The organism is Frigoribacterium sp. RIT-PI-h, from assembly GCF_001297205.1.
In the GTDB taxonomy this organism is placed as follows: domain Bacteria; phylum Actinomycetota; class Actinomycetes; order Actinomycetales; family Microbacteriaceae; genus Frigoribacterium.
Genome location: NZ_LHOZ01000055.1, coordinates 40,449 through 60,332, shown reverse-complemented (window position 1 = coordinate 60,332; position 19,884 = coordinate 40,449). Strand labels below are relative to the sequence as shown.

Below are 19,884 nucleotides of genomic sequence, written 5' to 3'. Positions count from 1 at the left end.
CGGGGCCTCCACCCGTATCCTTGAGAACGGGTCACGACCGGCCGTCGGCGCACCTGTCCGCCCCGTCCACCACCCGTCACGAGCCCCGAGGAGGCGCGGCGCATGTACCTGAAGAGCCTCACGCTCAAGGGCTTCAAGTCGTTCGCCTCGGCGACCACGTTCGCCTTCGAGCCGGGGGTCACCTGCGTCGTCGGCCCGAACGGTTCGGGCAAGAGCAACGTCGTCGACGCCCTCGCCTGGGTGATGGGGGAGCAGGGGGCGAAGAACCTCCGCGGCGGCAAGATGGAGGACGTCATCTTCGCCGGCACCTCCACCCGCGGCCCGCTCGGTCGGGCGCAGGTCGTGTTGACGATCGACAACTCCGACGGGGCCCTGCCGATCGACTACACCGAGGTGACGATCAGCCGCACCCTCTTCCGCAACGGCGGCAGTGAGTACGCCATCAACGGCGAGGGCTGCCGGCTGCTCGACGTGCAAGAGCTGCTCAGCGACTCCGGCCTCGGCCGCGAGATGCACGTCATCGTGGGGCAGGGGCAGCTCGACGCCGTGCTGCGTGCCACCCCGGAGGACCGCCGGGGCTTCGTCGAGGAGGCCGCCGGCATCCTCAAGCACCGTCGTCGCAAGGAGAAGACCCTCCGCAAGCTCGAGGCCATGCAGACGAACCTCACGCGGCTCAGCGACCTCGCGGGCGAGCTCCGCCGTCAACTCAAACCGCTCGGGCGCCAGGCCGAGATCGCCCGCGAGGCGCAGACCATCGCCGCGGTCGTCCGGGACGCCCGCGCCCGTCTCTTGGCGGACGAGGTCGTCGCCCTGCGCGAGTCGCTCACGGCCAGGTCGAGCACCGAGGCCGAGCGCAAGAGCGAGCGCATCGTGCTGCAGGACCGCCTCGACGAGAACAAGCAGCGTGAGCACCGCCTCGAGCAGGCCATGATCGGCGACGCCGTCGACGACGCCCGCCGGGTGGTCTTCGGGCTCGAGTCGGTCCACGAGCGCCTGCGCCGCCTGTCGAGTCTCGCGCAGCAGCGTCTCCAGCTGCTCGCCCAGCAGGCGGACCAGCCCGCCGTGGCGACCACCGTCAGCGCGGGCATGGTCGCCGACGCCCGCGACGAGGCCGAGCGTCTGCGCGGCGACGTCTCACAGGCCGAGGCGGCGGTGGGGGCCGCCGGGGCCGAACTGGCTACCATCCGTGCGTCCCTCGACGCCCTCGACGTCGAGATCCAGGCGCAGAGCGTCCTCGTCTCGCAGCACGACCTCGCGGCGCCCCGCCTGCGTGGCGCCCTCGAGACGGCGCGGTCCGGGCTCGCCGCCGTCCGTGGCGAGCAGCTGCGTCAGCGTGCCGCGCTCGAGGCCGCCGAGGCGCGTCGTGACGCCGGGCGGGCCGAGTACGCCGAGCTCGAGCATCGGTCACCGCGTGCCGACGCCGACGGGGTCGATCACGCCGCCGTCCAGGCCGAGGCCGAAGAGCGACTGACGGCTCTCACGGCGAGCGTGGACGAGCTGCGCGACCGCCTGCACGCGGCCGAACGCGAGCGGGACGCCCTCGCGGCCCGCCGGAGCGCCCTGTCTCTCGCCCTCGACCAGAACGACGCCACGGCCGCTCTCGTGGCCGCAGACCGACCGGGCATCCGCGGCCTCGTGGCCGAGCACGTGCAGGTGCGTCCCGGCTACGAGGCCGCCGTCGCCGCGGCGCTCGGCAGCGTGGTCGACTCGGTGCTGGCCGACGACGTCGAGGCCGCGGTCGACGCCGTCGCGCACGCCACCGAGGCCGAGCTCGGCCGGGTCGAGGTCGTCGTGGCCGAGCCCGTGCGGCCCCTGTCGACGCTCGACGTCGACCTCCCGACCGGAGCCGTCGCCGCCACGGCCGTCGTCACCGCGCCTCCCGGGGTGCTCGGACTGCTGGCCGCCACCGTCGTGGCCGACGACCTCGTGGTCGCGCGCACGGCCTGGCAGGCCCTCGCCGGCCACCCGGGCCCCGTGACCGTCATCGCGCGGGCGGGCGAGGTGCGGACCGACTACGTGCTGCGCGGCGGGTCGGGCGCCGGGCGGGCGCGCCTCGGGCTCGTCGCCGAGCGTGACGCGGCCGCCGACCGGCTCACCGGCGTGGCCACCGAGATCGAACGTCTCGCCCCCGAACTCGCCGAGCTGCGGGAGCGGCTCACCACGACGCGCACCCATGCGAAAGAGGCGGCGGCAGCCGCCCGGGACGAGGAGGCGCGGGTCACCTCCCACGGGCAGCAGCTCGGTCGCCTGCGTGCCCGGGTCGAGGCCGCCGAGGCCGAGGTCGACCGTCTCTCGGACGCCCTCGACGCGTCGGTCGAGGCCGTCGACGCCGCGGGCCGCGCCGGCGCCGCGGCCCCGGCCGCCCGCGGCCAGCGCGCCGCCCGCCCGCGGCCGCTGCTCGGCGCGTCGGCGCGCGACGGCCTGCGGGCCGAGGTCGAGGCCGCGCGGGCCGTCGAGACCGAGCGCCGCATCGCCCTCGAGACGGTGCGCGAACGGGTCCGGGCCGAGATCGCCCGTGCCGAGGCCCTGCAACGCCAGCTCGACGAGCAACGGGCGGCCGCCGAGCTGCAGGCGCGTCAGACGGTGGTGCGGCAGCGCCAGATGGCCGCCACGTCGTCGGTGCTCGAGGCCTTGCCGCCGACCCTGGACGCGGTCGCCCGGTCGGTGGCCGAGGCGCGCGCGGTGCTGGCCGAGGCCGAGGCGGCCCGGGCCGAGCAGAACACCGAGCTGCAGGCGCTGCGCCGGGCCGAGCGCGAGCTGCGCGACCGGCTCGCCACCGTGACCGAGAGCGTGCACGGCCTCGAGATGGAGATCTACGAGCAGAAGTTGCACCTGTCCGGGCTGCTCGAACGAGCCGGCTCCGAGCTCGGCCTCGTCGAGGACGTCCTCGTGGCCGAGTACGGACCGCACGTGCTCGTGCCGAGCGACGACGAGGTCGTGGCCCGACCGTCCGTCGACGACGAGGTCGACCTGGTCGACGTCGACGCCGCGGGCGAAGACGACGCCGCGGACGAGGGCGACGCCGCGGGCGAGGGCGACGCCGCGGGCGAGGGCGACGCCGCGGGCGAGGGCGACGCCGCGGGCGAGGACGACGCCGCGCCTCCTCGGGGCGTGCCCTTCGACCGGGCGGCCCAGCAGCGCCGGCTCGCCGCGGCCGAGAAGAAGCTCGCCCGGCTCGGGCGGGTCAACCCGCTGGCCCTCGAGGAGTTCGCGGCGCTCGAGCAGCGCCACGTCTTCCTGACCGAGCAGCTGACCGACCTGACCGGCACCCGCAAGGACCTCTTGACGATCATCGACGAGATCGACGACAAGATGCAGACCATCTTCGCGAGCGCGTTCGCCGACACCCAGGCCGCCTTCGACGAGGTCTTCCCGATCCTCTTCCCCGGAGGCAGCGGCTCGCTGCACCTGACCGACCCCGACGACCTGTTGGCGACCGGCATCGAGGTGACGGTGAAACCGGCCGGCAAGAAGATCGAGCGGCTGTCGCTGCTGTCGGGTGGCGAGCGGTCGCTGGCCGCCGTGGCGCTGCTGATCGCGATCTTCAAGGCCCGGCCGAGCCCGTTCTACATCATGGACGAGGTCGAGGCGGCCCTCGACGACGCCAACCTCGGCCGGTTGCTGACCATCTTCGAAGACCTCCGCGAGTCGAGCCAGCTCATCGTCATCACGCATCAGAAGCGCACGATGGAGATCGCCGACGCCCTCTACGGCGTCTCGATGCGTCAGGACGGCGTCAGCGCCGTCGTCGGACAACGCGTCGTCGCCGAGCGGGGCACCGCCGCCCCTGCCCGCTGACCTCCGTTCGCCCTCGCCGTCCTCGTCAGCGCGGAACCGCCTCAGCCCGTCCCCGCCCGCCCCTGCCCGCTCCTCGTGTGCAATTCGCGACCAGGAGGCCTCCAGCCGATTGCTCAGGAGGAACTGAGCGGCGCGTCGCGCACGAGTTGTCGGGTTCGGCACGCCGCGAGCCCTCAGTGGGGTCGGGTTCGGCACGCCGTGAGCCTCGGAGTCGGTCTGCTCGGGTCAGGTCGGGCCCTGACCCGACCCGGCCCGACCCGACGAGAAACGCAGGAGGCGCGACCTGCGTGGCCGCGCCTCCTGCGTTCTCGTCGTGCCCCGTGGAGCCCCGGGGTGTCAGTCGATCGGCGTGTCGACGACCCCGCCGTTGATGCTCAGCACGTGCCAGGCGGTGCCGTCCCACTCGACCGTGTTCGCCGCCGCGTTCTCGATGTGCGGGACCTCTCGGCCGAGGATCTCGGCGAGGGTGAAGCGGATGATCGTGCCGTGGCAGACGACGACGATGTGGGCGTCGTCACCGTCGAGCGGCAGTCGCGTGTCGCGGATCATCTCGAGCGCGCCGATGCCCCGGGCGGCGACCGACTCGCGCGGCTCGATGTCGGGGTAGTCGGCGTTCGGCTGGTCGGGGATCGGCGACTCCGGGGGCCGCCCTTCGTGCGAGGCGTAGGCGCGCTCGATCAGCTCGGCGTAGGCGTCACCGGGCCCGAGGCCGAGCTCGCCGGCGATGATCTCGGCGGTCTCGCGGGCACGGCCGAGCGGCGACGACACGATGGCGCTCCATTCGACGCCGGCCAGCAGACGTGCCGCCTCGAGGGCCTGGCCGCGGCCGGTGTCGTTCAGTGGGATGTCGGACGAGCCCTGCAGCTTGTCGGCGAGGTTCCAGTCGGTCTGACCGTGGCGGATGAGTTCGAGGCGCATCGGGGTGTTCCGTTTCGTGGTGCGGCCGCGGCGGTGCCGCGGGGGAGTGACGACGGGCGGCCCCGGACGGGGCCGCCCGTCGGGGGATCAGTGGTCGTCGTCGGTGCTCGCCGTGACGCCGGCCTTCGCGCGGGCGTCCCGTCGGGTCTTCGCGAGGCTGGCGACCGTCGCCACGGCGATGGTCAGCACGATGAAGCCGAGGGAGAACCAGATGGGGATCTCGGGGATCCAGGTGATCGGCTCGCCGCCGTTGATGAACGGCACCTCGTTGACGTGCAGGGCGTGGAACAGCAGCTTGACGCCGATGAAGGCGAGGATGACCGCCAGCCCCTGGGCCAGGTAGACGAGGCGCTCGAGCAGACCCGAGATCAGGAAGTACAGCTGACGCAGGCCGAGCAGCGAGAACGCGTTCGCCGTGAAGACGATGTACGCCTCTTGCGTGAGGCCGAAGATGGCGGGGATCGAGTCGAGCGCGAACAGGACGTCGGTCAGGCCGATCGCCACCATGACGAGGAAGAGCGGGGTGAAGAGGCGTTTGCCGTTCACCTTGGTGGTGAGCTTCTGGCCGTCGTAGTCGTTCGACGTCGGGATGACGCGGCGCAGGGCGCGGATGAGCTTGCTGTCCGCCTCGTCCTTCTCGTCGTCCCCGTGGCCGCCCTTGACCTGGCTGTAGGCGAGCCAGAAGAGCAGGATGCCGAAGAGGTAGAAGACCCACGAGAAGTTCTCGATGATGACGACGCCGGCCGCGATGAACAGACCGCGCGAGAGCAGGGCGATCGCGATGCCGACGAGCAGCACCTTCTGCTGGTAGATGCGGGGCACCGCGAAGCTCGTCATGATGATCAGGAAGACGAACAGGTTGTCGACCGAGAGGGCCTTCTCGGTGATGTAGCCGGCGAAGTACTCGCCACCGAAGGTCCAGTTCGAGAAGACGCCGACGCCGACGCCGAACAGGACCGCGATGCCGATGTAGACGCCCGACCAGATGGCCGACTCGCGGATGGTCGGCTCGTGCGGCGTGCGGACGTGACTGAAGAAGTCGAAGAACAGCAGGCCGATGATGCCGGCGATGGTGATCGCCCAGGTGAAGAAGTGGACGTCCATGTGTGTACCTCCAGTACGCAGCGGGTACCGAAGGTCTCCTCCACTCGCGTCGCGTCCTGATCAGGACGACTGCGAACCGGTGCACCGGGTCGAGATCGGTCTCTTCCGTATTGACGACGCCACCGCGTGGGAGTACTCCCCTTCAACCTGACGAGCTTACAGCCTCTGCACGTCCGCGGTCTCGCCCGGGGCCGAATATGCTGGCCCGCATGGCTTCTCCCTGGTCCCTCTCCGGTGCCCTCCGTGGCATGTTCGCCAAGAAGACGATCGACGAGACCACGTGGGACGACCTCGAGGCCGCCCTGATCGGCGCCGACTTCGGCCCCGACGTGACCGAGCAGATCATCGACGACCTGCAGGCGAAGGTGCAGCGTTACTCGACCACCGACCCCGCCGACCTCAAGCGCATGCTGCGCGAGACGCTCGAAGAACGGCTCTCGAAGCTCGACTCGACCCTCAAGCTCAGCGCCCGACCCGCCGTGGTGCTGATGGTCGGCGTCAACGGCGTCGGCAAGACGACGACCATCGGCAAGTTCGCCAAGTTCCTGCGCAACTACGACCGCTCGGTCGTCGTGGGAGCGGCCGACACCTTCCGTGCGGCCGCCGTCGAGCAGGTCGCGACCTGGGCCGAGCGTGCCGGCGCCCGCATCGTCCGCCCCCAGCAGCAGGGCCAGGACCCCGCGTCGGTGGCGTTCCAGACGGTCGAGCTCGCCATGCGCGAGGGCATCGAGATCGTCCTCATCGACACGGCGGGGCGCCTGCAGACGAAGTCGGGCCTGATGGACGAGCTCGGCAAGATCAAGCGCGTGGTCGAGAAGCAGACCGAGATCGCCGAGGTGCTGCTCGTGCTCGACGCGACGACCGGCCAGAACGGCCTGGCCCAGGCGCAGGCCTTCATCGAGCACGCCGGGGTGACCGGCCTCGTCCTGACGAAGCTCGACGGCTCGGCCCGAGGCGGTTTCGTCCTCGCGGTGCAAGAGCAGACCGGCATCCCGATCAAGCTCGTCGGTCAGGGCGAGGGCATCGGCGACCTCACCGGCTTCACCCCCCACGTGTTCGTCCAGAACCTGATCGCCTAGCTGCCGCCGCCCGGAACGCAGGAGGCGCGGGTCCCGTGACCCGCGCCTCCTGCGTCCACCCCACCGCGGGTCACACGGCCTGGCGTCCGGCCCCCGCCTCGAGCAGGTGCCGCAGCGCCTCGGGCACGATCCCGCCGCGTGCCTCGGTCGCCCGCGCCCACAGCCGGCCCGCCCGGTACGACGACCGCACGAGCGGCCCGGCGAGCACGCCGCTGAAGCCCATGTCCTCCGCGATCTCGCGGAAGTCGACGAACTCGTCCGGGTGCACCCACCGGGCGACCGGCAGGTGCCGGGGGCTGGGGCGCAGGTACTGGGTCAGCGTGACGATGTCGGTGTGCGCCTCCCGGAGGCGTTCGAGGGCGTCGATCACCTCACCCCGTTCTTCGCCCATGCCGAGGATGAGGTTCGACTTCGTGACGAGCCCGGCGTCGTGCCCCTGCGTGATGACGTCGAGGGACCGCTCGAAGGTGAACGCGGGGCGGATGCGCTTGAAGATGCGAGGCACCGTCTCGACGTTGTGCGCGAAGACCTCGGGCCGGGCGTCGAAGACCTGCCCGAGCAGGTCGGGGCGACCGGTGAAGTCGGGCACGAGGATCTCGACGCCCGTGCCCGGGTTCAGCTCGTGGATGCGCCGGATGGTCTCGGCGTAGAGCCACGCGCCTCCGTCGTCGAGGTCGTCGCGCGCGACGCCCGTGACGGTCGCGTAGTGCAGCCCCATCTCGCGCACCGACTCGGCGACCGAGAGCGGCTCGCGGCGGTCGAGCGGGCTCGGCCTGCCGGTGTCGATCTGACAGAAGTCGCAGCGGCGCGTGCACTGCGAGCCGCCGATCAGGAACGTGGCCTCGCGGTCCTCCCAGCACTCGAAGATGTTCGGGCAGCCGGCTTCCTGGCAGACGGTGTGCAGCTTCTTGTCGACCACGAGCTCGGTCAGGGCGCGGTACTCGGGCCCCTGCCTCGCGGTCGTCTTGATCCAGGCCGGCTTCTTCTCGATCGGGGTCTCGGCGTTGCGGGCCTCGACGCGCAGCAGGCGTCGGCCCTCGGGGGCGGTCGTCGTCATCGGTGGGCTCCCACGGGGTCGGGTCGGGCAGGCAGGCGGCGGGCGGTCTCGAGGCTGGTCAGGTAGGCGGTCAGGGTCGCCTCGAGGGCGTCCGCGACGTCGGTGACGGCCACGCGCCTCCCGGAGGCGCGGGTCAGGCTGGTCACGCCGGCGTCGGTGATGCCGCAGGGCACGATCTGGGCGTAGGGGGACAGGTCGGCGTCGCAATTGACGGCGACGCCGTGCATCGTCACGCCCTCGGCGACCCGCACGCCGACCGCCGCGACCTTCTCGTCACCGAAGGGCCCCCGCACCCAGGCGCCGCTGCGCCCCGCCACCCGCACCGCCGGCACGCCGACGCCCGAGCACGCGTCGATCAGGCACGCCTCGAGCGCCCGGACGTGCGCGACGACGTCGAGCGGCTCGGGCAGGCGCCCGATCGGGTACGCCACGAGCTGGCCGGGGCCGTGCCAGGTGATGCGTCCGCCGCGGTCGACCGGGACGACGGGGGAGCCGTCGCGGGGCAGGTCGCTCGGCTGCGTCCGCGTCCCCGCCGTGTAGACGGACGGGTGCTGGCAGAGGACGAGGGCCGAGTCGAGCCGCCCCGCCGCCACGTCGGCGTGCAGCTGTCGCTGCAGGCGCAGCCCCTCGCGGTAGTCGAGCGGCGGACCCGTCAGGCCGACACGTCGCGTCGTGGTCATGCCCTGAGGGGAACCACATTGATGCACCGAGTACAACAAAGGCGGGCCCGGGGGGCGCGGCCGCGCAGCGCGGGACGCCGACGGTCGGTTAAGATGGGCGCCCCATGGCCCCTTTTGGAACCCGCTCCGACCGCCTCGCGGAAACGTTCAAGAACCTCCGCAACAAGGGCAAGCTGAGCCCCGCCGACGTCGACGGCACCGTGCGCGAGATCCGTCGCGCCCTGCTCGACGCCGACGTCGCGTTCGACGTCGTCAAGGCGTTCACGAACACGGTGCGCGACCGCGCCCTCGGCGACGAGGTCAGCAAGGCCCTGAACCCGGCGCAACAGGTCGTCCAGATCGTCAACGAAGAACTGGTGCAGATCCTCGGTGGTCAGCAGCGTCGGCTCGAGTTCGCCAAGAACCCGCCGACCGTCATCATGCTCGCGGGCCTCCAGGGTGCCGGCAAGACGACCCTCGCGGGCAAGCTGGCCAAGTGGCTCGCGAAGGACGGCCACACGCCCATGCTCGTGGCGGCCGACCTCCAGCGTCCCAACGCGGTGACGCAGCTGCAGGTCGTCGGTGAGCAGGCCGGTGCCCACGTCTTCGCACCCGAGCCCGGCAACGGCGTCGGCGACCCCGTCAAGGTCGCCAAGCAAGCCATCAAGTACGCCCGCGACAAGCAGTACGACACCGTCATCGTCGACACGGCCGGTCGTCTCGGCGTCGACGCCGAGCTCATGAAGCAGGCCGCGAACATCCGTAAGGCCGTCGACCCCGACGAGGTGCTCTTCGTCATCGACGCGATGATCGGTCAGGATGCGGTCGCCACAGCCAAGGCCTTCCAGGACGGCGTGGACTTCACCGGCGTCGTGCTCTCGAAGCTCGACGGCGACGCCCGCGGTGGTGCCGCCCTCAGCGTCGCGTCGGTCACCGGCCGCCCCATCATGTTCGCGTCGACGGGTGAGTCGCTCGACGACTTCGAGCCGTTCCACCCCGACCGCATGGCGAGCCGCATCCTCGACCTCGGTGACATCCTCTCGCTCATCGAGCAGGCCCAGCAGGCCTTCGACGAAGAAGAGGCGATGGCGGTCGCTCAGAAGATCGCGACCGACTCCTTCACGCTCGACGACTTCCTCACGCAGATGCAGCAGCTTCGCAAGATGGGCTCGATCAAGGGCATGCTCGGCATGCTGCCGGGCGCCAAGGGCATGCGTGAGCAGCTCGAGAACTTCGACGAGCGCGAGATCGTCCGCACCGAGGCGATCATCCAGTCGATGACCCGGCAAGAGCGCGCGATGCCCAAGCTGCTCAACGGCTCGCGTCGACTGCGCATCGCCCGAGGCTCGGGCATGACCGTAACCGACGTCAACCAGCTCGTCCAGCGCTTCGAGCAGGCCTCGAAGATGATGAAGACCGTCGCCAAGGGCGGCGTGCCCCAGGTCCCCGGCATGGGCCCGATCCCCGGGGCCTCGTACGCCGGCAAGAAGGCGCAGCCCAAGAAGAAGGGCTCCAAGGCCGGCAACCCGGCGAAGCGTGCCGCCCAGAACGCCGCCCTCGCCACCGGTGCCAAGCCGGCTTCCTCGGCTCCCGGCGGTTCGGGCTTCGGGCTCGGCGGCGGTGGGGCCACGGCCGGCGGCACGGCACCCTCGCCCGAAGAGCTCGCGTCGCTGCAGAAGATGCTCGGACGCGGCTGACCCGACCCGCGCCTCCTGGAGGCCCACGACGCCCGTCCCGCCAGACGCGGGGCGGGCGTCGTCGTCCGTGCGTGACGCCGGACGCGACGGCTCACTCGGCCGCCGACAACCCCTCGTCGAACTCGCGGACCAGCGAGGCCACGACGGGCCGGAGGTCTCCGCCGTGGGCGGCGGCCACGGCGAGCTGCCGCTGGTAGCTGGCCCCGCGGTCGGTGATCATCGCGAGCGAGTGCAGTTCGTCGAGGCACCCGAGGCGTTCGGCCGCCGGCTCGAGCGTCGTCACGAGCTCGCGCAGGTCGTCCGTCACCAGCCGCTCGTCACCGGCCGCGTTCTGGATGACGATGGCGTCCATGCCGTACCGGGCGGCACGCCACTTGTTCTCGCGCACGAACCACGGCTGCATGCTCGGGAGGTCCTCGCCGCGGTCGAGCCGCTCGGACATGTCGTCGACGAGGCACTGCACCAGCGCCGTCACGGCGGCGAGCTCGTCGGTCGTCGCGATGCCGTCGAAGACGCGGGTCTCGAGCGTGCCCCACTTCGGCGAGGGGCGGAGGTCCCAGCGCAGTTCGCTGTGGTCGTCGATCACGCCGGTGTGCGTCATGTCGGCCACCATGGCCTCGTACTCGGACCAGGTCGTGAACTGGGGTGGCAGTCCCGCCGTCGGCAGCTGCTGGAACATCAGGGCGCGGTTCGAGGCGTATCCCGTCTCCTCCCCGACCCAGAACGGGCTCGACGCCGTGAGGGCCTGGAAGTGCGGCAGGTAGGTGAGCATGCCGTTGAGGATCGGCAGCGCCTTGTCACGGTCGTCGATGCCGACGTGCACGTGGACGCCCCAGATCATCATCTGGCGACCCCACCAGCGCGTGCGGTCGATCAGGGTCGCGTAGCGCTCCTTGCCGGGGGTCACCTCCTGGTCGACGTAGCGGCTGTAGGGGTGCGTCCCGGCGCACATCAGGTCGGCGCCGAGCACCGAGGCGGGGCCGCGGACCTGGTCGATCGTGCCCGTGAGGTCGTCGACGGCGTCGGCCACCCGGCGGTGGACTCCGGTGACGACCTCGACCGTGTTCGTGAGCAGTTCGGTCGTCAACCGCTCGGGACCGCCGTCGTTGACGTGGGCGAGATCGGCGAGGATCGCCGGGGCGTGCGGCGCCAGCTCTCCCGACTCGTGGTCGACGAGGGCGAGCTCCCACTCGACGCCGAGGGTCGACCGCTCTGAGGTCGTGAAATCGATGCGCATCCGCGTGGCCTTCCCGTGGGCGTCAGGGCGGGTCCATCCTGCCAGCCGAGGGCCCGAGGGGGCCGGCCGCCGGGCTGGCCGGCGCCGCCCGTGTCCTCCGCTGACGCCGAGGAGGCGCGGTGCCGGACACGACGCGACGCAATTCGTGCAGATCGCCTTTCGTCTGCAACAATGGGAGGTCGAGTCTTCTGTCGTCCGACCCTCTAATCAGGCGACGTTCGACTCCCATCAGAGCTTTCGAGCCGAGTGTGCCCCCACGCTCACGGCTGGCAACTCGCCCACATCACATCACACAGGAGAATTGTGGCTGTCAAGATCCGTCTCAAGCGCATGGGCAAGATCCGCGCCCCCTACTACCGCATCGTCGTCGCCGACTCGCGCACCAAGCGCGACGGTCGCGTCATCGAAGAGATCGGCAAGTACCACCCGACCGAAGAGCCCTCGTTCATCGAGGTCGAGTCCGAGCGTGCGCAGTACTGGCTCGGCGTCGGCGCACAGCCGACCGAGCAGGTCGCCGCGCTGCTGAAGCTCACGGGTGACTGGGGCAAGTTCAAGGGCGACGCCGACGCCGTCAGCACCGTCAAGACCAAGACCCCGAAAGAGGCCTTCGTCGCTGACGAGAAGAAGAAGCCGGTCCTCGTGCCCAAGACCGAGAAGCCCGCGGTCAAGGCCGAGGCGCCCGCCGAGTCCAGCGACGACGCCGAGACCACCGAGGCGTAGTCAGTGCTCGCACCTGCACTCGAACACCTCGTCCGGGGGATCGTCGATCACCCGGACGAGGTGCAGGTCGTGGAGAAGAACTCCCCGCGAGGTGACGTCCTCGAGGTGCACGTCCACGCGGACGACCTCGGTCGCGTGATCGGCCGCGCCGGCCGCACCGCCAAGGCCCTCCGCACCCTGATCACGGCGCTGGCCGACGGCAAGCGTGTCCGGGTCGACGTCGTCGACGGCGATCTCTAGAACCGTGCCGTCCGACCGCAAGACCGAACTCCGGGTGGGGCGACTCACCAAGGCCCACGGCCTCAAGGGCGCCCTGAAGCTCGAACTCTTCACCGACACCCCCGAGCAGCGCTTCGTGCCCGGTGCCGTGTTCCGCCTGCAGGTGCCCGCGGACAGTGCCTGGCACGACAAGACCCTCACCCTCACGGAGTTGCGCTGGTACAACAGCCACCCGGTGGGCTTCTTCGAGGGCGTCGACGACCGCACCGCCGCCGAGTCCCTCGTCAAGGCGATCCTCTGGGTCGACCAAGACACCGACGAGCTGCCGCACGAGGACGACGCCTGGTACGACCACCAGCTGGTCGGCCTCCGCGTCGAACGCGACGGCGTCGTCGTCGGCACCGTGGCCCGGGTCGACCACCTGCCGGCCCAAGACCTCCTCGCGGTCGACACCGCGTCGGGCGAGGTCCTCGTCCCGTTCGTCTCGGCCCTCGTGCCGAAGGTCGACGTCGAGGCCGGTGTGGTCGTCGTGACGCCGCCGCAGGGGCTCTTCGAAGAGCTGGCCGACGACACGGACGACGAGCCGACATCCGACGGTGGGTCCACTCCCGACGCCGAGCCGACTTCCGACGCCGAGTCCGCTCCCGACGACGAGCGCTGACGCGTGCGCATCGACATCGTGTCGATCTTCCCCGAGTTCTTCGGGGTGCTCGACATCTCGTTGCTCGGCAAGGCCCGGCAGCAGAAGCTGCTCGACGTCGAGGTGCACGACCTGCGTGACTTCACGCACGACCGGCACCGCACCGTCGACGACACGCCCTACGGCGGGGGAGCCGGCATGGTCATGCGCCCCGAGCCCTGGGGCGAGGCACTCGACCACGTCTTCGGCGAGACGTCCACGCCGGACGACACGATCATGATCGTCCCGTCGCCGGCCGGCACGCCGTTCACCCAGGCCACGGCTCGTGAGCTCGCGTTCGCGCCCCACCTGGTCTTCACCTGCGGCCGTTACGAGGGCATCGACCAGCGCGTCGTCGAGCACGCCGCCACCCGGGCGACGGTGCGTGAGATCAGCCTCGGCGACTACGTGCTGAACGGCGGCGAGGTCGCCGTCACCGCCATGATCGAGGCCATCGGGCGTCTCGTCCCGGGTGTCGTGGGCAACCCCGAGAGCCTCACCGAAGAGAGCCACGAAGACGGCCTGCTCGAGTACCCGAGCTACACCAAGCCGGCGTCCTGGCGGGGTCTCGACGTGCCTCCCGTGCTGCTCAGCGGCAACCACGCGGCCATCGCGACCTGGCGTCGTGAGCAGCAGCTCGAACGCACCCGCCGGGTGCGGCCCGACCTGCTCGACTGACGCGGTCTGCGGGCTGAGGTCCGCGCCGGGGGCCCAGGTCCCCGTCGTTTCCGGGTCAGCCGCGTGCGGTGAGCACGAGCGGTCCGTCCTCGGTGACGGCGACGGTGTGCTCGACATGCGCCGCCCTCGAGCCGTCGACGCTGCGCAGGGTCCAGCCGTCGGCGTCGGTGACGATCTCGTCGGTGCCCCGCATCAGCCACGGCTCGATCGCGACCACGAGCCCGGGCCGCACCGGCCAGCCTCTGCCCGCGCGTCCGTCGTTCGGCACGTGGGGATCGCCGTGCATCGTCCGTCCGACCCCGTGGCCGCCGAACTGCAGGTTGACCCCGTAGCCCGCACCACGGGCGACCTGGCCGATCGCCGCCGAGACGTCGCCGAGCTTGGCGCCCGGCCTCAGGGCGGCGATGCCGGCGTCGAGTGCGACCTCGCACGTCTCGATCAGGCGGAGGTCCTCCGACGTCGCCTGCTCGCCGACGACGAACGACACGGCCGAGTCGGCGACCCAGCCGTCCACCGACGCGGCGAAGTCGAGGCTGAGCAGGTCTCCGTCGCGCAGGCGGTAGCGGTGCGGCAGGCCGTGCAGGGCTGCGTCGTTCACCGACGTGCAGATCACCTTGCCGAACGGACTCGCGCCGAACGACGGGTGGTAGTCGACGTAGCAACTTTCGGCACCCGCCTCGCGGATCATGCGGTGCGCGAGCGCGTCGATCTCGAGCAGGTCGACCCCCGGTCGTGCGGCAGCTCTGGTCGCCTCGAGCACGCGGGCGACGAAGGCTCCGGCGGGCCGCATGCGCTCGATCTCGTCGGGGGTGCGCAGTTCGATCATGCAGCCATTCTTCACGATCGTTTCGTAGCCTCGACCGCATGACGATGCGCCGGGTGTTCTACCGCCTCCTCTGGGTGGCCGTGTTCGTGCTGCCTCTCTGGGTGCTGCTGGGCCGGGCGTTCTTCGGCGTCCCGTTGGGACTGCAGTTCGTGGGCCAGCTGCTGCTCGTGCCCCTGCTCTTCGTGGGGCAGGCGGTGGCCACCGGTGTGGTGGTGGGCCGCCGCAGCGTCCGGCAGGCGAAGGCCGTGTCGTGGGCCGACGTCGGTCTGCTCACGCTGTCGTGGCTCGGGCAGCTCGGTCTCGGGTTCTTCATCGTCGACAGCTCCGCCGAGTCCGAGTCCGAGTCCGCGTCGGCTTTCACGCAGGTCGCCGGCGGGGTCTCGTCCCTCGACCTCTCGACCGCCCTGTTCGCGCTCTGCGCCGTCGTGACGATCGCGGCGGGCGTGGGCCTGTTCGCCGCGGCGCTGTGGCAGTTCGTGAAGGAGGCGCGGGCCCGCATGGCCGTGTCGCTCGCCAACCTCGAGAGGGTCGCGTCGGGCACCGGGGTCGCCGCGGGGCGTCGGCCCGGTTACGGCGACGACGGCCCGGTCATCACCATCACGCCGCGAGGCTGACACGGGTGCCCGTGCTGTGGCACAATTGACGCTTGTGCCTGCGCACGACTCTGCCACAGGGGAGTCTGCCGATCCAGAGCACACCTTCTTCATCATGACGGGCGCGTGACGCGCCCCAGACACGCAGTCGACCTGTGGCGGTTGCAGAGAGCGAACGACAATGCACATCCTCGACGCGGTTGACTCCGCCAACCTCCGTACGGACGTCCCCGACTTCCGTGCCGGCGACACCGTCAAGGTGCACGTCAACATCATCGAAGGCACGCGCTCGCGCGTCCAGGTCTTCCAGGGTGTCGTCATCGGCAAGCAGAACGAGGGCATCCGCGAGACCTTCACGGTCCGCAAGGTGAGCTTCCAGGTCGGCGTCGAGCGCACCTTCCCGGTGCACTCCCCGGTCATCGACCACATCGAGGTCGTCAGCCGTGGTGCCGTCCGTCGCGCCAAGCTCTACTACCTGCGCGAACTGCGCGGCAAGAAGGCCAAGATCAAGGAGAAGCGCGACAACTAGTCACGCCTCTCAGCGACATCCTCCGAGCTCCCCGCCGTCTAAGATGGCGGGGAGCTCGGGTGGTTAAATGACGAATGACACAGTGAGGCGCGCCCTGCGTCCTCGAGGCGACGACGGCAAGAAGCGCGGCATCGGCACGTTCGTGCGTGACGTCCTCGTCATCTTCCTGGCGGCCCTCCTCATCTCGTTCCTCATCAAGACGTTCCTGATCCGGTCGTTCTACATCCCCTCGGGGTCGATGGAACAGACGCTCCAGATCAACGACCGCATCATCGTCAACGAGCTCGTGCCCGACCTCGTCGACGTCAAGCGGGGCGACGTGGTCGTGTTCACCGATCCGGGTGGGTGGCTCGACGGCACCGCGCCGATCAGCACCACCACGGGCAACCCCGTGTCCGACGGCATCTCGTGGTTCCTCACGTTGGTGGGGCTCGGTGCGCAAGACAGCAACGACCACCTGATCAAGCGGGTCATCGGTCTGCCGGGCGACACGGTCGAGTGCTGCAACGACTTCGGCCAGATGTCGGTCAACGGAGTCCCCCTCGACGAGCCCTACGTGAACCTGCCGCCGGGCGAGACCCGCGTCTCGGCCGACGACTTCTCGGTCACGGTCCCCGCCGATTCGCTGTGGGTCATGGGCGACAACCGTTACAACTCGAAGGACAGCCGGTACAACGGCGCCACGCCGAGCAAGGGGTTCGTCCCGATGAGCGACGTCGTCGGGCGCGCCTTCGTCATCAGCTGGCCCACCGATCGCTGGACGTGGCTCGGCGACTACCCCGACGTCTTCCGCGGCACCGAACGAGAGGGCGAATGAGCCCCGTCGTCGACCCCACGCTCGACTTCGAGCGCGAGCTGCACGCCACCGGGGCGACCTGGGTGATCGGCTGCGACGAGGTCGGTCGGGGCGCCATCGCCGGGCCGGTCGCCGTCGGGCTCGGGGCGGTCCACGTCGAGTGCCTCGACGTCCCCGAGGGTCTGCGCGACTCGAAGCTCCTGTCCGAGAAGCGCCGAGAGGCGCTGTACCCGCTGGCGACGTCCTGGGTGTCGCACCACGCGGTGGGCTTCGCCGAGGCGAACGAGGTCGATCAGCTGGGCATCGTCGTGGCGCTCGGTCTGGCCGGCAAGCGCGCCCTGACCGCGCTGCACCACGCGGGCGTCGGCATCATGCAGTCCGTCGTGGTGCTCGACGGCAACCACGACTACCTGTCGCCCCAGCTCACCACCCCGCCGCGCATCACGACCCGGGTCAAGGCCGACCGCGACTGTGCGTCGGTGGCCGCGGCATCGGTCATCGCCAAGGTCGAGCGTGACCGCTTGATGATCGAGGCCGACGGTGTGCACCCGGGGTACGGCTGGGCCGGCAACAAGGGCTACGGCTCGTCGGCGCACTACGGCGCCTTGTCCGAATTGGGGCCGTCGCCGTTGCACCGCCTCACCTGGCTGCACTGACCTCGAGCGCCCACGCCGGCGGCAGCGGGACGGCGGCGACCGCTGCCCCGAGGGCCGCGTAAGCTCGACTCCGATGGACGAGGACGATTTCGAAGACTACGACCGCGAGGTCGAGCTCGCGCTGTACCGCGAATACCGCGACGTGGTGTCGCAGTTCCGCTACGTGGTCGAGACCGAGCGGCGCTTCTACCTGGCCAACGAGGTCGACCTCGTCCGGCGCGACACCGAACACGACTTCTACTTCGAACTGTCGATGACCGACGTCTGGGTGTGGGACGTCTACCGTTCCGACCGATTCGTCAAGTCGGTCCGGGTGCTCACCTTCAAAGACGTGAACGTCGAAGAGCTCACCACCCGCGACCTCGAGCTGCCGAAAGAACTCGCGCTCGACGAGTAGTCCCGGCCGCGACGCGACCCGCTGCAGCGGGATGCGATCCGTCTGACACGGCTCGTCCCCAGCCGTCGCCGGATCGGTGGCGTCCCCAGGCGACCTCTCGCCCGCCCTCCGTGGGGCAGGCCTCCGCCAGCCTGCTGGCAGGAGGTCAGACATGGCGAAGAAGGACGAATTGGGACGGCGCGGCGAAGACGTCGCGGCCGAGTACGTCGAGGCGCAGGGCATGCGGGTCGTCGAGCGCAACTGGCGGTGTCGCGAGGGCGAGATCGACGTGGTCGCCCTGGACGGCGACGAACTCGTCGTCGTCGAGGTCAAGACGCGATCGGGCACCGGCTACGGCCACGCGCTCGAGGCCGTGACGCCGGCCAAGTTGGCGCGCCGGCGACGGCTGGCGGGGTCCTGGGGCCAGGCGCATCCCTCCACGTCGCCCCGGGGGTTGCGCATCGACGTCGTGGGCATCACGGTCGAGCGGTGCGCAGGGCACGAGCGCATCGACCACGTCCGCGGGGCCGGAGCATGAGTGTGGCGCGGACGAGGGCGGTCGCGCTGCTGGGGGTCGACGGGGCCCTGGTCGAGATCGAGGCCGACATGGGTGCCGGGCTGCCGGCGTTCGTCATCATCGGTCTGCCCGACACCTCGCTGGGAGAGGCCCGCGACCGGGTGCGGTCGGCCGCGACGAACTCCGGGTGTGCCTTGCCAGCGCGCAAGCTGACCGTCAACCTGTCACCGGCCTCGCTGCCCAAACAGGGGTCCTCCTTCGACCTCGGCATCGCCATCGCAGCCCTGGCCGCAGCCGAAGTCGTTCCCGCCGAGTCCGTCGAGCGCGTCGTCCACCTGGGCGAGCTCGGTCTCGACGGCCGGCTCCGCCCCGTCGACGGCGTCCTGCCCGCCGTGCTGGGCGCGCGTCGGGCCGGGGCGACCACCGTCATGGTGCCGACCGACAACGCCGACGAGGCGGCTCTCGTGCCCGGCATCCGCGTGGTGGCCGTGCCGAGCCTCCGCGAGGCCGCGATCTGGCACGGAGCGGGTCTCGAACCCGAACCGGTCGAGGCCATCACGAGATCGCGCTCCGAACCGGCGGTGCCTGCCGAACTCGACCTCGCGGACGTCATCGGCAACGTCGACGCCGTCGAGGCGCTCGTCGTCGCCGCGGCCGGCGGCCACCACCTCCTCATGGTGGGCCCTCCCGGTGCCGGCAAGAGCATGCTGGCGGCCCGCCTGCCGGGTCTGTTGCCCGACCTCGACGCCGACTCGGCCCTCGAGGTGGCGTCGATCCGCTCGTTGGCCGGGGTGGCCGTCACGGGCGATCTCGACCAGCGGCCGCCGTTCGAGGCACCGCACCACACCTGCAGCGCGGCGGCCCTGGTCGGCGGCGGCAGCGGGGTCATCCGGCCCGGCGCCGCGTCGAGGGCGACCCGCGGAGTGCTGTTCCTCGACGAGGCGCCCGAGTTCCAGCAGACGGTCCTCGACTGCCTCCGCCAGCCCCTCGAATCGGGCGAGACCGTGGTCCACCGGTCGCGGTCCGTGGCCCGCTTCCCGGCGAGGTTCCAACTCGTCGCGGCGGCCAACCCGTGTCCCTGCGGGCAGTACGGTTCCCGCGACTCCGACTGCAGCTGTTCCCCGCACCAGCGGCGTCGGTACCTCGGCAAGCTCTCCGGGCCGCTCGTCGACCGCATCGACCTGCAGTTGCGGGTGGCCCGCATCAGCTCGTCGCAGTTCCGCGCCTCGGCCGACGTCGTCCCGACGACGACGCGTCAGGCCCGCGAGCGTGTCGACCGGGCACGCGACCGTGCCGCCCGTCGGCTCGACGGCACGCCCTGGCGGTTGTCCGGCGAGGTCCCGGGTACGTGGCTGCGTGACCCGGTGAATCGCCTGGCCGTGGCCGACTCGCAGCCCGTCGACCGGGCTCTCGAGACCGGTGCCCTGACGATGAGGGGCTACGACCGCGTGCTGCGCGTCGCCTGGACCCTCGCCGACCTCGACGACGAACCCGCCCCCGTCCGCCGTCACGTCGTGCGGGCCCTGAGCATGCGGCAGTCGCTGTGAGCGACCTGCTCCGGGCGACCCCCGCCGACCTGGCCGATCTCGTGCGGCCCGTCCTGCCGAGGCCCGACGCTCTCAGCGAGGCGCAGGCCGTCCGGGCCTTCGCCTCGGGCGCCTGGACGGGCGTGGTCGAACCGGGGGACGCGGTGGGTGGGGTCGTCAGGTCGACGTTGGGCCCGACCGTGGGGCTCCGCGTCGTGCT

At 71.0% G+C, this 19,884-nt stretch carries 20 protein-coding genes; 14 read left to right on the top strand and 6 right to left on the bottom strand.

Annotated features, from left to right (window positions below; genetic code table 11):
• Window positions 1–102: 102 nt before the first annotated feature.
• Window positions 103–3,798, top strand: coding sequence for a chromosome segregation protein SMC (smc, locus tag AEQ27_RS04800; RefSeq protein ID WP_054145626.1), 3,696 nt, complete (start codon window positions 103–105; stop codon window positions 3,796–3,798).
• Between the two features lie 336 nt (window positions 3,799–4,134).
• Here the strand turns inward: smc and AEQ27_RS04795 are convergent, their stop codons facing one another.
• The gene (locus AEQ27_RS04795) at window positions 4,135–4,716 is read right to left on the bottom strand and encodes a histidine phosphatase family protein (protein WP_054145625.1); all 582 of its coding nucleotides are present in this window, start codon (window positions 4,714–4,716) and stop codon (window positions 4,135–4,137) included.
• An 87-nt stretch (window positions 4,717–4,803) separates the two neighbouring features.
• Window positions 4,804–5,820 carry a TerC family protein gene (locus AEQ27_RS04790; RefSeq protein ID WP_054145624.1) on the bottom strand — a complete coding sequence of 339 codons (1,017 nt, stop codon included), beginning with the start codon at window positions 5,818–5,820 and terminating at the stop codon, window positions 4,804–4,806.
• 197 nt (window positions 5,821–6,017) lie between these two features.
• Here AEQ27_RS04790 and ftsY point away from each other — a divergent pair, with 197 nt between their 5' ends.
• The gene (gene ftsY, locus AEQ27_RS04785) at window positions 6,018–6,899 is read left to right on the top strand and encodes a signal recognition particle-docking protein FtsY (RefSeq protein ID WP_369813588.1); all 882 of its coding nucleotides are present in this window, start codon (window positions 6,018–6,020) and stop codon (window positions 6,897–6,899) included.
• Between the two features lie 70 nt (window positions 6,900–6,969).
• Here the strand turns inward: ftsY and lipA are convergent, their stop codons facing one another.
• Complete coding sequence (gene lipA / locus AEQ27_RS04780) at window positions 6,970–7,956, bottom strand: lipoyl synthase (RefSeq protein WP_054145623.1); 987 nt, start codon at window positions 7,954–7,956, stop codon at window positions 6,970–6,972.
• Window positions 7,953–8,636: a lipoyl(octanoyl) transferase LipB gene (lipB, locus tag AEQ27_RS04775; protein WP_054145622.1), complete on the bottom strand. Its 684-nt coding sequence runs from the start codon at window positions 8,634–8,636 to the stop codon at window positions 7,953–7,955. Before lipB ends, lipA begins: the two co-directional genes overlap by 4 nt.
• A gap of 104 nt (window positions 8,637–8,740) precedes the next feature.
• Here lipB and ffh point away from each other — a divergent pair, with 104 nt between their 5' ends.
• Window positions 8,741–10,312, top strand: a complete 1,572-nt coding sequence (ffh, locus tag AEQ27_RS04770; RefSeq protein WP_054145621.1) for a signal recognition particle protein — start codon at window positions 8,741–8,743, stop codon at window positions 10,310–10,312.
• A 91-nt stretch (window positions 10,313–10,403) separates the two neighbouring features.
• On the opposite strand, the gene AEQ27_RS04765 is transcribed toward ffh, so the two are convergent.
• The gene (locus AEQ27_RS04765; protein ID WP_054145620.1) at window positions 10,404–11,549 is read right to left on the bottom strand and encodes a glutamate--cysteine ligase; all 1,146 of its coding nucleotides are present in this window, start codon (window positions 11,547–11,549) and stop codon (window positions 10,404–10,406) included.
• A 303-nt stretch (window positions 11,550–11,852) separates the two neighbouring features.
• On the opposite strand from AEQ27_RS04765, the gene rpsP reads away from it, so the two are divergent.
• The 4 genes from rpsP to trmD are packed head-to-tail and all read left to right on the top strand — an operon-like array spanning window position 11,853 to window position 13,845.
• On the top strand, window positions 11,853–12,269 hold the full coding sequence (gene rpsP / locus AEQ27_RS04760; protein WP_054145619.1) for a 30S ribosomal protein S16: 417 nt from the start codon (window positions 11,853–11,855) through the stop codon (window positions 12,267–12,269).
• Window positions 12,270–12,272: 3 nt separating this feature from the next.
• Window positions 12,273–12,509: an RNA-binding protein gene (locus tag AEQ27_RS04755; protein WP_043596309.1), complete on the top strand. Its 237-nt coding sequence runs from the start codon at window positions 12,273–12,275 to the stop codon at window positions 12,507–12,509.
• Between the two features lie 4 nt (window positions 12,510–12,513).
• The gene (gene rimM, locus AEQ27_RS04750; RefSeq protein WP_235450979.1) at window positions 12,514–13,149 is read left to right on the top strand and encodes a ribosome maturation factor RimM; all 636 of its coding nucleotides are present in this window, start codon (window positions 12,514–12,516) and stop codon (window positions 13,147–13,149) included.
• Window positions 13,150–13,152: 3 nt separating this feature from the next.
• A complete protein-coding gene (trmD, locus tag AEQ27_RS04745; RefSeq protein WP_054145618.1) occupies window positions 13,153–13,845 on the top strand; it encodes a tRNA (guanosine(37)-N1)-methyltransferase TrmD in 693 nt (230 codons plus the stop codon).
• A gap of 55 nt (window positions 13,846–13,900) precedes the next feature.
• Here the strand turns inward: trmD and map are convergent, their stop codons facing one another.
• Window positions 13,901–14,671, bottom strand: coding sequence for a type I methionyl aminopeptidase (gene map, locus AEQ27_RS04740; protein ID WP_054145617.1), 771 nt, complete (start codon window positions 14,669–14,671; stop codon window positions 13,901–13,903).
• Between the two features lie 38 nt (window positions 14,672–14,709).
• On the opposite strand from map, the gene AEQ27_RS04735 reads away from it, so the two are divergent.
• The 7 genes from AEQ27_RS04735 (at window position 14,710) to AEQ27_RS04705 (ending at window position 19,685) form a co-directional block, all read left to right on the top strand.
• Window positions 14,710–15,285, top strand: a complete 576-nt coding sequence (locus AEQ27_RS04735) for a hypothetical protein (protein WP_054145616.1) — start codon at window positions 14,710–14,712, stop codon at window positions 15,283–15,285.
• Window positions 15,286–15,445: 160 nt separating this feature from the next.
• Window positions 15,446–15,793 carry a 50S ribosomal protein L19 gene (gene rplS / locus AEQ27_RS04730; protein WP_054145615.1) on the top strand — a complete coding sequence of 116 codons (348 nt, stop codon included), beginning with the start codon at window positions 15,446–15,448 and terminating at the stop codon, window positions 15,791–15,793.
• A gap of 67 nt (window positions 15,794–15,860) precedes the next feature.
• Complete coding sequence (gene lepB, locus AEQ27_RS04725) at window positions 15,861–16,610, top strand: signal peptidase I (protein WP_054145614.1); 750 nt, start codon at window positions 15,861–15,863, stop codon at window positions 16,608–16,610.
• Window positions 16,607–17,245: a ribonuclease HII gene (locus tag AEQ27_RS04720; protein WP_054145613.1), complete on the top strand. Its 639-nt coding sequence runs from the start codon at window positions 16,607–16,609 to the stop codon at window positions 17,243–17,245. Before lepB ends, AEQ27_RS04720 begins: the two co-directional genes overlap by 4 nt.
• Before the next feature lie 73 nt (window positions 17,246–17,318).
• Window positions 17,319–17,642 carry a DUF2469 domain-containing protein gene (locus AEQ27_RS04715; RefSeq protein ID WP_043596320.1) on the top strand — a complete coding sequence of 108 codons (324 nt, stop codon included), beginning with the start codon at window positions 17,319–17,321 and terminating at the stop codon, window positions 17,640–17,642.
• A 151-nt stretch (window positions 17,643–17,793) separates the two neighbouring features.
• Window positions 17,794–18,159, top strand: coding sequence for a YraN family protein (locus tag AEQ27_RS04710; protein WP_054145612.1), 366 nt, complete (start codon window positions 17,794–17,796; stop codon window positions 18,157–18,159).
• Entirely contained in the window at window positions 18,156–19,685 is a 1,530-nt protein-coding gene (locus AEQ27_RS04705) for a YifB family Mg chelatase-like AAA ATPase (protein ID WP_054145611.1), read from the top strand. The genes AEQ27_RS04710 and AEQ27_RS04705 overlap by 4 nt, the downstream gene beginning before the upstream one ends.
• Window positions 19,686–19,884: the final 199 nt, after the last annotated feature.